Source organism: Shewanella sp. Scap07 (assembly GCF_013394145.1).
Taxonomy (GTDB): Bacteria; Pseudomonadota; Gammaproteobacteria; order Enterobacterales; family Shewanellaceae; genus Shewanella; species Shewanella waksmanii.
In genome coordinates this window covers 4,041,820-4,055,767 of sequence record NZ_CP041329.1, presented here as the reverse complement: position 1 = coordinate 4,055,767, position 13,948 = coordinate 4,041,820, and the positions used below count along the sequence as shown (strand labels likewise).

Below are 13,948 nucleotides of genomic sequence, written 5' to 3'. Positions count from 1 at the left end.
AGTAATTTGGTAAGGTCTATATAAAGCGGTGAACCACAGGGTTCACCGTATTGATATTGCGCGGTTACTGATAAAGAGACGGTGAGTCTTTATCTGGGCGAGTTTTGAAGCGGCGGTGGAGCCACATATACTGCTCACGTTTTTGATCTATGATTGATTCAATGATTTTATTGCCGCGTATTGCATCTTGTACTTCATCTTCACCGGGGAAGTTATCTAGTGGTGGTTGGATTTCAATGGTGTAACCACTGTCATCATCGTTTCTTACTACAACAAAAGGCAGCACTTTAGCGCGACCGAGCTTAGCTAATGTGGTCGCACCGGTAATTGTTGCAGCATCTGGTACTGCATAAAATGGAATAAAGGTTGCGCTAGAGCGGCCAAAGTCTTGATCTGCCGTGTACCAGATCACATCTGGATTGCGCAGACAGCGGACCATTTGTCTCACATCTCGCTTGGGGACCAATGCTTTATTAGAGCGTAATCTGCCCTTTACTTGCAGGTACTCCATAACCGGGTTGTTATGGGGGCGGTAGACGCCGACGCCAGGTTGAAACTGGCCAAATATACGCGCACCCATCTCCAATGGTAGGCAGTGAACCGCAAATAAGATCACGCCTTGCCCAGACTCAAGGGTTTGTTCGACATGCTGGCGACCATTAATGGTCATGTGTTGTTGAACTCTCGCATCTGACCACCACCAAGCATTGATCGTATCGAAAATAGCCTTGCCAGTTTCTTGGAAGTTGCGTTTCAGTAGTTGCTGCTGCTCTGCTTGTGGCATATCGGGAAAACACAGTTGCAAGTTGCGCTTAGCTGTATTGACGCGGCTACCGAGCAGCTTTTGCGCTAAACCACCAATGCCGCTGCCAATTTTCATTTGCCACTTTAGCGGCAGAATTTGGGTTAAGCGCATTAAAGCTACACCGAACCATAACAACCAATATTTGGGGTGGTACAAGTGTGAGGTAAATTGGGCTTTGTCGATCACGTCTAACTCATTATTTCTCTGACTATTGCGTTATTCTAACGCAAAATTTACCGAGTATTGGCGTGTTTCTGAAATTTTGTAGCAAAATAGCCAACATACAAAAGCGTTGCTGGCTGTGTTATACCAATCAGTATAAGAATTTGATCTACTCAGCGCGCTTTGGGCAAACTAATTCAAGGCGAATGACTGAAAATGGTTGTTCCCTTGTGAAATTATTCAACGCAGAAGTAGGCAGCCTAAAACGCGCCAGAATGGCGAGTTTTAGCGATTCTGATGCTGTGTTAACGAGCTTAACCGTAGAATGACTATGCTCTTCACTCGTTGCCTTGCCTCAGAAGCGCTCAACTCTCGCTGAGTGACTAAATGTTTATACTGATTGGTATTAACCAATATTAGTGTAAATTGGTGCCACATATACGTGGGGTAGCAGTGGATAGAATGACCCTTGATTGAGCATGAAAGGATGGAGAGCGATTGAATACGTGGTTATTGTTGGCCAGTAGTTGGCTGTGGACGCCTTTGAGTCAAGGCCAGGCATTGGTGTGCTCAGTTGCAGAAATTGAAACGTGCTTAGCGCAATTACCCAATGAGTTAACCCATCAGGTTGCACTGACTTCGGCGTCAGCGACAGAGGCGCTTGGCGGGCGAGGTGCGTTAGTTTACCCCTTGTCCCATGATGCCATTCGTGGCTTGGTGTTGCTATCTGAGAGCGCCATACCTACCCAAGTTTCCGCGTATTGGAATAATCAATCGTATGCTTTGCCATTACAGCAACAGCCTAAGTTGACGCTTTGGCATGAATTAGGCCATATAGAGGCGAGCTTGTTATTAGCACAAGGTGAGCAATGGAGCGCATATCAGCATGAATGGCTTGCTGATCTTTACCTGGTCTGGAGGCTGGCCCATGAGCAGCAAGATCAAGCGCTCGCTTGGCAACAGTATCATCGTAGAAATTTAGCATTCATGACTGATACCACTGCGATTAGTCATTGGTCTTCGCCTATTATTTTGCAGCTTTTCCAGCGGTACTCGTGGCAAGAGTTAGGGCAATTCGCGCAGTTCTCACAACTGTTTGAGGCTTTTTATCCCCAGTGCCGCCAATACAGTGAAGATGAATTAGCCGAGTTTGCCAGTTTAGTCGGCCGAACGTTTGGGCGCGGTAAAACTTTTTATCTGCCCAATTACATGAGTTGGCGCCGAGCGGCATTGGGAGAGTACTTGCAGCCAACATTGGCATCGATGATGGGACAAAACCTCGCAAGTGACTGGCTTGTAGAACATCAAATGCTGGCAAGTGATTAGTGGGCCATTGGCATCTATGGTGGTTGACTCGATACCGGGTTGCTTTTAGCTCATTCCGGCGTTAAAAACAAACAGGGAGCCTTAGGCTCCCTGTTTATATAACAACTTTGATTGATTATGTTCTGCGCCGTTTTAGTTAGGTCGGCCGTCTCGTCGCTGGCGGAGAATTAATGTTGGGTTAAAATCGATATCGCCTTCATCGTCAATGGTCACCAATTGATCATCTTGTTTAGCGACAGCTGTACTGTGAGTTTTTTCCTGACGGACAAACAATAATTGGTAACCTAACTTAGCTAATGTATAAAAAGCAAAGCGTTGTGCAGTGGTGAGTCTATGCCAGTGCTCATCTATATTGGGTTGAGTTATTCTTCTATCACCCAAATCTGTAAAAGTATGATTCAGTGCCGATGCTTGCATCTACACAGCTCCCTTAATGATTAGCTCATCATAATATTCGACCAGTTGCTATCTAATCAGATGTTGAATTTTTATGCAAGTCAGCTGTTGTTATTTTGTTAACAAAGTCATGAAATTACTGTTCTGTAGTTCATACATTTAAATTACTGGGCCAGGGTTTTGAAAACATTGATGATTAGGCCTATTTTCACTGGCATTCTTAGCGTGCTCTAGCGTATCCTTTGGCGGGTAAATGAACGGTGCATCACAGTCGCAGAAGATGCATATTATGGAGCGTAGTGCCGTTGTTAAGGAGTCGTGCACGAATATGGATATTAAACCGCAACCCGCTAATCAAGCTCAAAGCGTGAATCAGCAAGTGAATAAACGTTTTCCGCAGCTTGATAATCAAGAGCTAGTTAAAACCAGCTTTTGGATTAGCCAAATTTTCATGATTGTTGCCACCGTTGCCGGCGTGTATTTGGCGGCGCAAGAAGGCCTGTCGCAGGCAATTACTTTCGATTCACTGACCAATCAGCAGAACAACTACTATTTACGTCATGCACTGTATGATGAGGTCTCTGATAACGTGGCTGAGATAGAAAACTATGTCGACGTTATTGCGACCAAGGCTGCCCATGAACGCAAAAACTTTCGACCGATAATGGCAACTTTTGTGTGGGACAACATGCGCTATTCGCCGCACACACTGGAAACACCCACCGCTATCTTGTCTCAGACAAGGCGCTTTTATATGAAATCAGGCGATATTGTCGACAAAATTGAGCGGGGATTTTACGGTGCTGCTTATGGTGGAAAATTGCTTAAAGCACTCACAGCTGAAATGCGCCAAGCGACGCTGCCAGCATTAAAAACAAACTATACCGCACTTGCGCTTTCACTGCGTGAAAATGATATTGAAGTTGATTAGAAAAGGATTTTTATGACCATGCAATGCCCCAGTTGTCAGAGTAAACACTTTGACGTATTTGATTTTCATGGCGAAGAGGTCGACCGTTGTCAGGATTGTTGTGGATTGTGGTTTGAGCGGGGTGAGCTCAATAGTGCGCTGTCTACCGCCGACAATGGCGATGACCGTGTACGACTTGAGCGGTCGTTAGGGCAGCATTTGGGTCAGACTTCACGTCAATGCTGCCATTGCCAGCAGCCGATGCAACATTTTCACTTAATGGAAGGCTTTGAAGTTGAAATTGATATCTGTAGTGAGTGCCATGGGGTCTGGCTCGATGCAGATGAAACTCAAAAAGTGGTGCATTCGCCGCAAATAAAGCAGGTGTTAGGCGAGCTTGATAGGCAAATAAGTATTAAAACCTGGTTGTTTCAGTTTTTATCGCAAATGCCAGTTGAGTTTAATATCAAGCCCAAAAGGCGCCCTTGGATTACCTATTTGCTGATGCTGGTTAATATCGGCATTTTCATGGCTTATGGGTTCAATTTATCGGCTGCCGAAGTGGTGTTTGATGAATTTGCTATGCGTGCCGACCATATTGTGGCGGGCCAACAACCGTGGACTTTGTTAACCCATATGTTCCTGCATGGCGATTTGATGCACCTTGCGGGCAATATGTATTTTCTTTATGTGGTAGGTGACAATCTAGAGGATGCGTTAGGAAAACTGCGCTTTGTTGGTTTGTATCTGCTGTGTGGTTTTGCTGCAGCGGCTGCGCAAATTGGTGCAGATCCTCAATCTAATATCGCCATGGTAGGCGCCAGCGGCGCCATAGCCGGGTTATTCGGAATGTACCTACTATGGTTTCGTCATGCCAGCCTGACATTTATGTTTATCGTGTTCCAGAAGAAGCTGAGTCCGATGGCTTTCTTTGCCATTTGGTTGGTGTTCAACATTGTTGGCTTGATGATGGCGGGTCAAGGTGTGGCCTACTGGGCCCATATTGGCGGCTTTGTCGCGGGACTGCTGGTTGGTTTGAGCTTAAAGCAATCGGTGATGGCACGTAACCCATTGCTGTGGATGTTGAATCAGCCAGAGCTGAAGATTCAGCGGTAGTGCTTAGTACTATCTCACCGCATCAAGTCGCGTGCGGTGAGATATTTGAGACTAGCTTACGGTGCAGACCAGTGTTTAAAAATGCCATTGCAGCGATACGGTCTGGTAGTTGCTGCCCCCTTTAATGCGCCCAAATGCCGAGCTGGTTTCGAAAATACCAGAACGGTGGTGAATGCTATAGCCTAACCACAGGTTCTTCATTCTTTGGCTATTAATAATATCCCCAATATTAACCTCAAATGAAAAATCTAAATAGTTAAGTAGTTTAGATGGTTTGTAACCTTTTTCAGCAATTTCAGAGCCTTCAATATAGGTGAGGTTACTGACGTAAGATAAACCTTCTGCTACGCCAAGGCGCCATCTAGGGCCGAATTTGAAAGTATAAAATGCCTTGATTGCGACGACAGCCTCAACGATATCGTCTTGAACTTCTGAATCGTAGTGCCAAACGGCGCCGGGGGTAAAATACAACTCTATTGGTAAAGTGAATAAAGTTTCAGTTAGGCGCGTACCATAAAACAGCGACGTCATCTGGTTGTTATAAGGATCTTTTTCGGCATTGCCAGACAGAATATCATTCAGATTAGAGGGGGTTGCCCACCCATGAGCGACTCGCAAAAACTGGTCGTTATCTTCATTAGCACTTGGATTTTTGTAGTCGAAACGTTGTTGGCCAGGCTCTGGGAAGAAGCCGAAGCCTAAGAAGCTTTCGTATTGATATTGGCTGTCTATGCTGGGCAGATCTGCTACGCTATCTTCAAGGCGACCAACCCCAAACTTACCGATTAAGTATAAGTTTCTAGACACATGGTAGCGCGCGGTTACGCCGGCATTAAATTGTAAGCCACCTTCAGTATCGTATTGATCTAGCCCGTAATAGTAACGGTTAAATTTATCAGACTTCCATTGAAATTCTGCGTAGGGAATCAAATCCCAGTCGCCGCTATGCCAATGGTATTTGGTGCGCGTATACATATAGCCGCGCTTATTCGAATCCGACAGCAACGCAACATCAGCTTCCCAAGGGCCATGGTTAAATTTGTATTGTAGGCCGAAGTCAAAAGCTTGTGCTTGGGATTCGTTTTGCAATTCTTTGGGGATATCGACAAAGCGGAAACGGGTATAGGCATTGACTTGATGAGCATCATTTTTCCACAGGTGTAGGCCTGCTTCCATGCCGTCAATATAACCGTAGCTACCTTGATACTTTAATAAAGGTAGTACATCGTAGACTTGGTCGTCTTCTACAGCGTAAGGGATATCACCACGGCGTACTCCAATGGCTAACCCCCATGAATCATAGCGCAACGCATCTTGCTCACTCGACTCCAGTGCTGTTGCATCATCACTCTTAGTAGTAGCTGGCTCTTCAGCTAGTAATACTGAGCAGGGGAATACAGTTAAGGTAAGCAGCGTGGCAATTCGGTACAGCAAACTTCGCGTCATAATGATATTGGGTCCAATACAAAAGGAAATGGCGTGCAGCTATGATAACAAGATGTTATCAGGATCGTGTATTAATGGCGAGCCGCCTTGGTTTTAAGGTGAAAAAAAGGCTGCTTACGCAGCCTTTTTATTGTCTTACTCGGCCTCTTTAAGGCTCTGGGTGAGATCGACAATGGCCTTCTTACCATCACCAAAGAGCATCAATGCATTGTCTTTAGCAAATAGTGGGTTAGGCAATCCGGCAAAACCAGGGCTTAATGAACGTTTTACGACCACGACAGTGCGCGCTTTATCAACGTTCAAAATGGGCATACCATAAATTGGGCTGCCTTTGTCTTCCCGAGCCATTGGGTTGGTTACGTCGTTCGCACCAATAACAATTGCCACATCGGTTTGCTCAAACTGTGGATTAATTTCGTCCATTTCAATCAGTTTGTCGTAAGGCACTTCAGCTTCAGCCAACAGTACGTTCATGTGGCCTGGCATTCTTCCCGCAACAGGGTGAATCGCGTAAAGAACCTCAGTGCCGCGTGCTTCCATTACTGATGACAGTTCACGTACCGCATGCTGGGCTTGAGCCATGGCTAGTCCGTAACCAGGCACAATGACAACACGCTCAGCAGTTTCAAGTAGCATTGCCACTTCTTCTGGTGAAGAAGAGGTCACTTTACCGGCATAAACTTCGTCTGCATCAACCGTTTCGCCACCTTCAGCCATCACACCGAACAACACATTGAACAGTGAACGGTTCATGGCTTTACACATGATTTGCGTCAAAATGATACCAGAGGCACCGACCAGAGAACCTGAAACAATCAATACCGTATTACCGGTAATGAAACCGGTTGTTGCCGCGGCAATACCTGAGTATGAGTTGAGCAAAGCAATCACAACGGGCATATCCGCGCCGCCAATTGGGATGACCAATAACAGGCCAAGCACGATGGCGACAGCAACTAGTGCGTAGATAAGCGCAGTGTTACTTGGATCCATTACCACAGCGACAGACAGGCCCAGTGCACTAAGCAGTAATATCGCGTTGAGGACTTTATTGCCTGGGACTTTAATTGGGTTGCCAGAGATTAGCTCTTGCAGCTTAGCAAAAGCGACAAAAGATCCCGATAAAGTAACTGCACCAATTAGAACCGTTAAACTGATAGAGACTAAGGCTACTGTGTGGGTTGCTGATTCTGGGTCTAGGAAGTTAGCAAGCGCAATAAATAATGATGCACCACCACCAAAACCGTTAAGCATTGCAACCATTTGTGGCATTGCTGTCACTTGAATCTTAGTCGCCATCACTGCGCCAATGGTACCGCCCAGTAGGACACCTGCAATGATCCATTCATAACTTAATATGCTTTGGTCTAGCAAGGTGACGACTACGGCGATAAACATGCCCAGTGCCGATAGCTGGTTACCGCGAACCGCAGTTCTTGGCTTAGTTAGGCCTTTAATGCCTAAGATGAACAGACTCGCAGCCACAAGGTAGGCGAGATAAATAATCGTCGTACTCATGCTGCTTTATTTCCTTTTAAACATGGCTAACATGCGGTTGGTCACCATGTAACCACCCACTACATTGATTGTGGCTAACACCACTGCGATAAAACCGAGGATATTGACCCATAAGCCGGCACCTGAACCTGCAGAAAGCAGTGCGCCTACCAGTGAAATCCCTGAAATGGCGTTGGAGCCTGACATCAAAGGAGTATGCAATGTGGGTGGCACTTTAGTAATGAGCTCGACACCCAAGAATACAGCGACCATAAATAGGGTCAGCAGAAGTAATAGTTCCATTATGAAGCCTCTTGGTTGTCAGCATTGAGCGCAGGTAGCTCGAGTAATTCTCGTAAGCGCGCGTTAGTCACTTGCTTTTGATATGTCGCAACGGTGTCTTGGACGATCTCATCTTCAAAATCGAGCACCAAATCACCGTCATCGTTAACCATCAGCTTAAGTAGGTTTTCAATATTTGTACCGTACATCTGGCTGGCATGGGTGGCCGCGCTACCCGGTACATTTGAAGGGCCTAAAATGGTCACTCCTTTATGTACCACAACTTGATCAAGTTGAGTCAATTCGCAGTTACCGCCAGTTTCAGCGGCTAAATCAACAATGATTGTGCCTTGCTTCATCCCGTCGACCATCTCTTTGGTGATCAGAATCGGTGCTTTGCGACCTGGGATTGCAGCAGTGGTGATAACGATATCTTGCTGAGCCAATACATTGGCCATGGCTTGCTGTTGACGTTTAAGGAAATCGTCACTTTGCTCAGCGGCATAACCGCCTTTGGTTTCGGTGTTTTCTGCTTCTAAATCGAGTTCGACCGGCTTAGCTCCCACAGAGATGATTTGCTCTCTAGCAGCCGGGCGGATGTCATAGGCTTCAACCACAGCGCCTAAACGTTTAGCGGTTGCACAAGCCTGAAGACCCGCAACGCCCACACCCATAATAAACGCTCGTGCAGGTTTTAGGGTACCCGCCGCAGTCATCATCATAGGGAATAAGCGAGGCGCTTGGTGAGCGGCCAGTAACACGGCTTTGTAACCCGCAATTGTCGCCATGGATGAAAGAATATCCATGCTCTGCGCGCGAGTAATACGTGGTACCAATTCTAGGGCGATAGCCGTTGCCCCGGTTTCGGCGAACTCGGCAATATTGCTCGCTTGGGCAAGTGGGTCCATCATGCCAATAACAAACTGTTGAGGTTTGACGACCGTTTTTAGCTCGTCGAATTGAGTCCCTTTGCAGTTTACTACTGTGATGATGTCCGCATCGCGAAGCACTTGCTCACGGGGGATGATAGTGGCACCAGCTTGTTGGTATTCATCATCGGTAAAACCAGCCGCAAGGCCAGCTCCCGATTCCACCAGAACCTGGAGATTTTTTTTGATAAGTCGAGTCACATTTGCAGGGATGAGCGCTACGCGCTTTTCTCCAGCTTGGCTCTCTTTAAGTAGACCTAGTTTCACAGAGGAAACCTCTTAGTTAGGGACAGACGTCGTTATTAATATCTTGTAGGGTTATTATTGTGGCGGCTCTAACTTGAGACACAAGCGCGAATTTTTCATTATTCGCTTTTTTGCACTGGTCAGAGCAAAAAGTTTGCACTAGGCCACATTTTTTTCACTGCGGTTTTGTGCTAGACACCACTATTTCTTATAAAAATTGGCTTTCGCCCTCACTTTTGTAGCTCAATAATTCACCTTTGCATATTCCAAAAACGAATTAAAAATTAGATTTTATTCTTTTTTGCTTTTCTCAGTTACCGCTAAGCTAGCTCCATTAAACTGATACAGGGCCGTCCTCATGTTGTTAAAAGAGCTATCATCACTGGCTTCACCACTGTCACAAGGACAAGTGGACAAGCTTAAGCAACTCACCGCCGAACTTAGTGCCGTTCAATTGGCATGGGTGAGTGGCTATCTATCTGCTAGTGCAGAACTTGGAGGCAGCGCTGCTGCAACCGAGAGTGCACCAGAGCAAACACTGACTATTTTGTATGGTAGCCAAACGGGTAACGGTCGCGGTGTCGCGCAGCAGTTAGCGGAAAAAGCACAGGCGCAAGGTTATGCGGTTAACTTAGTTTCTATGGCTGACTACAAAGTGCGCCAATTAAAGCAGGAAACTCTGTTATTGGCGGTCGTGAGTACCCACGGAGAAGGCGAAGCCCCAGACGATGCGATTGAGCTGCATAAATTCCTTGCATCAAAGCGGGCGCCAAAACTGGATAACCTACATTATTCGGTGTTGGCTCTTGGCGATACCAGCTACGAGTTTTTCTGCCAAACCGGTAAAGACTTCGACCAACGATTATCGGCACTCGGTGCGAAAGCGTTGGCACCTATTGTGGAATGCGATGTTGACTATGAATCGGATGCAGAAGCGTGGCAGCAAACTGTCCTTGAGGCTGTTAAGCCCCTTATCAGTGCAAGCAGCGCTAATACCAATGTGGTGTCTATTGGCGCAGCAGCATCAAGCAATGCTTTTAGCAAGCAAAAGCCCTATACCGCAGAGCTACTTGTTAGTCAGAAATTGACGGGTCGTGATTCAGATCGCGATGTTCGTCATGTTGAAATCGATTTAGGCGAGTCCGAGCTGAGTTATCAACCCGGTGATGCACTTGGGGTATGGTTTAACAATGCCGAAGTGCTGGTTGATGAAATCCTTGCGAAGTTAAGTTTAGGCGCTGAAGAAACCGTTACCATTAAAGATGAAACCTTAACCTTGCGTGAGGCGCTCATCAACAAGCGTGAAATCACGCAGATCCATCCCGCCTTAGTTCAAGGTTGGGCGCAACTAAGCGGCGATGAAAGCCTCACCGCTCTTGCTGAAGATCGTGAACAATTGCGTCAATTTGTGCTTAATCATCAGTTAGCTGATTTAGTGGCAAGCTACCCAGTATCGATTACTGCTTTCCAGTTGATAGAGCTGTTACGTCCAATTACGCCGCGCCTGTATTCCATTGCCTCAGCGCAGAGCGATGTTGAATCAGAAGTCCACCTGACTGTGGCTTTGGTTGAAAATGATCGTGATGGTGTTGCGCGTTACGGCGGCGCATCCCGTTTCTTGGCTGAAAGTGAAGAAGGTGCAGAGGTTAACGTGTATGTGGAGCCTAATAACCACTTCCGTTTGCCAGAAAACCCAGAAACGCCAGTGATCATGATTGGCCCGGGTACCGGTGTGGCACCATTTAGATCTTTCTTGCAGGAGCGCAGCGCACAAGGCATTACCAGCGATAGTTGGTTGTTCTTTGGAAACCCGCATTTCGAACAAGATTTCCTCTACCAAACTGAATGGCAACAGTACCTTAAAGAAGGCACCTTAAGTCGTCTTGATTCCGCTTTCTCTCGAGACCAAGCTCATAAGGTCTATGTACAGCACCGTATTGCTGAGCGTGGAGAGGCCTTGTGGCAATGGATAGAGGCGGGCGCGCATATTTATATCTGTGGTGATGCTGAGCGCATGGCAAAAGATGTGCACCAAGCACTACTAGATGTGATTGCCCAATATGGTGGCAAAAGTGCTGAAGAGGCTGAGGCATTTTTAGAAGCCCTACGTAGCGACAAGCGCTACCAGAAAGACGTCTATTAACGCATTTGACGTTGCAGTTTAAATACAACAAAACCAATAAAACAATAGCCTTGTATGGATGTCAGTCGGTACAAGCGAGAGTGAGGCATAAGCCATGAGCGAGCAAAAGTTATCTGTAAATGAGTATTTGAAAACCGACAGTAATTATTTACGTGGCGGTATTGAAGAAGGGCTAGATACTTCTCTGACAGGCTCTTTTAGCGAAGGCGATCAACAGTTGATCAAGTTCCACGGGTTCTATCAACAAGATGATCGTGATTTACGCAATGAAAGAAAAGAGCAAAAACTGGAGCCTTTGTATAGCTTCATGCTGCGCGCCCGTGTCGCTGGTGGTGTTTGCTCGCCACAGCAATGGCTTGGTGTCGACAAAATTGCCACTAACTTAACCAGCTCTAACAGTATTCGTTTGACGACGCGACAAACGTTTCAGTATCACGGCATTCCAAAACGTAATCTTAAAACGCTTATTCAAGATTTGGATAAAGAAGCATTAGATTCAATTGCCGCGTGTGGTGACGTAAACCGTAATGTGATGTGTAATCCAAACCCTGTTGAATCAAAGTTACATCAACAGGCTTATTATTGGGCCAAAAAGCTATCTGACAACTATTTACCGCGTACCAAAGCCTACGCTGAGATTTGGTTGGGTGACGACAAGGTTGCGGTTAGTGAAGGTACAGAGGTAGAGCCTGTTTACGGTAAAACTTACCTGCCACGTAAGTTTAAAATGGCTGTAGCTGTACCGCCTGATAACGATGTGGATGTTTACACCAATGACTTAGGTTTTGTGGCTGTTGCAGAAGCCGGCGAGCTAGTTGGCTTCAACTTGGTTGCAGGCGGCGGCATGGGTTCTACCCATGGTGAAGTTGAAACCTTCCCTCGTCTTGCTGATGACTTTGGTTTTATCAAGGCCGAAGACACGCTTAAGTTTGCTGAAGCTGTGCTCAAAGTACAACGTGACTGGGGTAACCGCGTAGATCGTAAACAATCACGTTTAAAGTACACCATTGTTAAACATGGCTTTGAGGCATTTAAAGCGGAAGTTGAGCAGCGAGCTGGCGTTAAATTTGAGCCTAAACGTGATGTGATTATTGGTGATCGTGGCGATCGCTACGGTTGGATCCAAGGCGTTGATAATAAATGGCACCTCACTTTATTTATTGAGGGTGGCCGTATTAAAGATTTGCCAGGACAGCCATTACAAACGGGTTTACGAGAGATTGCCTTGGTGCATAAAGGTGATTTTAGAATGACCTCGAATCAAAATATCATTATTGCCAGTGTTGATGAGCAAGATAAGCAGCAGATTGAAGATATTGCACGCAGCCATGGTTTGATGGGTAAGCTCATTTCTGAAACACGTGGCCACTCTATTGCTTGTGTGGCTTTACCGACTTGTGCACTTGCCATGGCGGAAGCTGAACGTTATTTCCCAGACTTTATTTCTAAAGTTGAAGCGCTACAGGAAAAGCATGGCTTTATTGACCAGGGGATTGTGGTCAGGATGACAGGTTGTCCAAACGGTTGTGCTCGACCATTTGCAGCGGAAATTGGCTTGGTGGGTAAAGCGCCTGGCCGTTATAACCTTTATTTAGGCGCCAGTTTCGAAGGCACAAGATTGAACAAGTTATATCGAGAAAATATTCAAGAAGCAGAGATTTTGTCTGAACTTGATAGCTTGTTTGCTCGTTACGTGGCTGAACGTGAAACTGACGAGACATTTGGTAACTTTACGGTGCGCATTGGCGTCGTGAAGGCGGTTAACGATGCCGCTAAGGATTTTCATGGATGATTCAGTGATCACTGCTGACGAACTTAAGGCGCTGTTATCTGCGCCTAAAGTTGAGCAGGATATTGAGCTTAAAAGAGTTAATGAGTTCCTGTCAGCATTAACGCCACAACAGCGAGTTGCATGGGGGCTGAAATATTTGCCTGGCAACCATGCACTTTCGTCAAGTTTTGGTATTCAAGGGGCAGTCATGCTGCACTTGATGACGACAGCACAGGCTGATATCCCGGTGATTCTGACCGATACAGGGTATTTATTCCCTGAAACTTATCAGTTTATTGATGAACTGACCGAGCGCTTATCGCTTAACTTGAAAGTATATCGTTCTAACATGAGCAGTGCTTGGCAAGAGTCGCGCTTTGGTCGATTGTGGGAACAGGGGCTCGACGGTTTAGAGCAATACAATCGCATGAACAAAGTGCTGCCCATGCAGCAAGCGCTAGAAGAGTTACAGGTCACGACTTGGTTTGCCGGTTTGCGCCATAGTCAATCGAGCACACGAGAAGGTTTACCTATTCTTGCCATAACGGGTGGGCGCTATAAACTGCTGCCTATTATCGAATGGAACAATAAGCAGGTGCATGAGTACCTGACCAATAATGACTTACCTTATCACCCATTGTGGGAGAAAGGTTATGTCTCAGTTGGGGATACTCATTCAAGCAAGCCACTTGAAGTGGGTATGAGTGAAGAGGAAACCCGCTTCAATGGTATGAAGCGCGAGTGTGGTTTACATTTTGATATTTAATGCGCCAGGCACTATGCAAAATAGGCAGACAAAACGGCCTCGAAAGCACTGATTCACTCAGTGCTTTTTTATTGGAGTAACTAGTACTGATGTACCAGTTATGCGTCCGGTAAGTTAACTGGATAATTCGTTTACATTCAGTGGCTTGTTGTT

Annotated in this window: 12 protein-coding genes; 6 read left to right on the top strand and 6 right to left on the bottom strand. The window is 46.2% G+C overall.

Annotated features, from left to right (window positions below; all coding sequences use genetic code 11):
- Positions 1–64: 64 nt before the first annotated feature.
- On the bottom strand, positions 65–991 hold the full coding sequence (locus FLM48_RS17770) for an LpxL/LpxP family Kdo(2)-lipid IV(A) lauroyl/palmitoleoyl acyltransferase (protein ID WP_179025570.1): 927 nt from the start codon (positions 989–991) through the stop codon (positions 65–67).
- Positions 992–1,465: 474 nt separating this feature from the next.
- On the opposite strand from FLM48_RS17770, the gene FLM48_RS17765 reads away from it, so the two are divergent.
- Entirely contained in the window at positions 1,466–2,293 is an 828-nt protein-coding gene (locus FLM48_RS17765) for a hypothetical protein (RefSeq protein WP_179025569.1), read from the top strand.
- Between the two features lie 132 nt (positions 2,294–2,425).
- Here FLM48_RS17765 and FLM48_RS17760 read toward each other — a convergent pair whose 3' ends face one another.
- Positions 2,426–2,710: a hypothetical protein gene (locus FLM48_RS17760; RefSeq protein WP_028771615.1), complete on the bottom strand. Its 285-nt coding sequence runs from the start codon at positions 2,708–2,710 to the stop codon at positions 2,426–2,428.
- 307 nt (positions 2,711–3,017) lie between these two features.
- Here FLM48_RS17760 and FLM48_RS17755 point away from each other — a divergent pair, with 307 nt between their 5' ends.
- Both FLM48_RS17755 and FLM48_RS17750 read left to right on the top strand, forming a co-directional pair.
- Complete coding sequence (locus tag FLM48_RS17755; protein ID WP_179025568.1) at positions 3,018–3,620, top strand: hypothetical protein; 603 nt, start codon at positions 3,018–3,020, stop codon at positions 3,618–3,620.
- 12 nt (positions 3,621–3,632) lie between these two features.
- Positions 3,633–4,715, top strand: a complete 1,083-nt coding sequence (locus FLM48_RS17750) for a rhomboid family intramembrane serine protease (RefSeq protein ID WP_179025567.1) — start codon at positions 3,633–3,635, stop codon at positions 4,713–4,715.
- 75 nt (positions 4,716–4,790) lie between these two features.
- Here the strand turns inward: FLM48_RS17750 and FLM48_RS17745 are convergent, their stop codons facing one another.
- The 4 genes from FLM48_RS17745 to FLM48_RS17730 all read right to left on the bottom strand — a co-directional run bounded on the left by FLM48_RS17745 (position 4,791) and on the right by FLM48_RS17730 (position 9,136).
- Positions 4,791–6,161 carry a MipA/OmpV family protein gene (locus FLM48_RS17745; protein WP_179025566.1) on the bottom strand — a complete coding sequence of 457 codons (1,371 nt, stop codon included), beginning with the start codon at positions 6,159–6,161 and terminating at the stop codon, positions 4,791–4,793.
- Between the two features lie 135 nt (positions 6,162–6,296).
- A complete protein-coding gene (locus FLM48_RS17740) occupies positions 6,297–7,679 on the bottom strand; it encodes an NAD(P)(+) transhydrogenase (Re/Si-specific) subunit beta (RefSeq protein WP_028771611.1) in 1,383 nt (460 codons plus the stop codon).
- Between the two features lie 6 nt (positions 7,680–7,685).
- Entirely contained in the window at positions 7,686–7,961 is a 276-nt protein-coding gene (locus FLM48_RS17735) for an NAD(P) transhydrogenase subunit alpha (RefSeq protein WP_028771610.1), read from the bottom strand.
- Entirely contained in the window at positions 7,961–9,136 is a 1,176-nt protein-coding gene (locus FLM48_RS17730; RefSeq protein ID WP_179025565.1) for a Re/Si-specific NAD(P)(+) transhydrogenase subunit alpha, read from the bottom strand. Before FLM48_RS17730 ends, FLM48_RS17735 begins: the two co-directional genes overlap by 1 nt.
- A 337-nt stretch (positions 9,137–9,473) precedes the next feature.
- Between FLM48_RS17730 and FLM48_RS17725 the strand changes: the two genes are divergently transcribed.
- The 3 genes from FLM48_RS17725 to FLM48_RS17715 all read left to right on the top strand — a co-directional run bounded on the left by FLM48_RS17725 (position 9,474) and on the right by FLM48_RS17715 (position 13,795).
- Positions 9,474–11,258, top strand: coding sequence for an assimilatory sulfite reductase (NADPH) flavoprotein subunit (locus FLM48_RS17725; protein ID WP_179025564.1), 1,785 nt, complete (start codon positions 9,474–9,476; stop codon positions 11,256–11,258).
- A 94-nt stretch (positions 11,259–11,352) separates the two neighbouring features.
- Positions 11,353–13,050 (top strand): assimilatory sulfite reductase (NADPH) hemoprotein subunit, encoded by a 1,698-nt coding sequence (gene cysI / locus FLM48_RS17720; protein ID WP_179025563.1) that lies wholly within the window; start codon positions 11,353–11,355, stop codon positions 13,048–13,050.
- A complete protein-coding gene (locus tag FLM48_RS17715) occupies positions 13,043–13,795 on the top strand; it encodes a phosphoadenylyl-sulfate reductase (RefSeq protein ID WP_028771606.1) in 753 nt (250 codons plus the stop codon). The genes cysI and FLM48_RS17715 overlap by 8 nt, the downstream gene beginning before the upstream one ends.
- Positions 13,796–13,948: the final 153 nt, after the last annotated feature.

Excerpts from the sequence above, each read along its gene's own strand:
- FLM48_RS17760 (WP_028771615.1), bottom strand. The coding sequence starts at position 2,710 with ATGCAAGCATCGGCACTGAATCATACTTTTACAGATTTGGGTGATAGA.
- FLM48_RS17755 (WP_179025568.1), top strand. The coding sequence starts at position 3,018 with ATGGATATTAAACCGCAACCCGCTAATCAAGCTCAAAGCGTGAATCAG.
- FLM48_RS17750 (WP_179025567.1), top strand. The coding sequence starts at position 3,633 with ATGACCATGCAATGCCCCAGTTGTCAGAGTAAACACTTTGACGTATTT.
- FLM48_RS17745 (WP_179025566.1), bottom strand. The coding sequence starts at position 6,161 with ATGACGCGAAGTTTGCTGTACCGAATTGCCACGCTGCTTACCTTAACT.
- FLM48_RS17740 (WP_028771611.1), bottom strand. The coding sequence starts at position 7,679 with ATGAGTACGACGATTATTTATCTCGCCTACCTTGTGGCTGCGAGTCTG.
- FLM48_RS17735 (WP_028771610.1), bottom strand. The coding sequence starts at position 7,961 with ATGGAACTATTACTTCTGCTGACCCTATTTATGGTCGCTGTATTCTTG.
- FLM48_RS17725 (WP_179025564.1), top strand. The coding sequence starts at position 9,474 with ATGTTGTTAAAAGAGCTATCATCACTGGCTTCACCACTGTCACAAGGA.
- cysI (WP_179025563.1), top strand. The coding sequence starts at position 11,353 with ATGAGCGAGCAAAAGTTATCTGTAAATGAGTATTTGAAAACCGACAGT.
- FLM48_RS17715 (WP_028771606.1), top strand. The coding sequence starts at position 13,043 with ATGGATGATTCAGTGATCACTGCTGACGAACTTAAGGCGCTGTTATCT.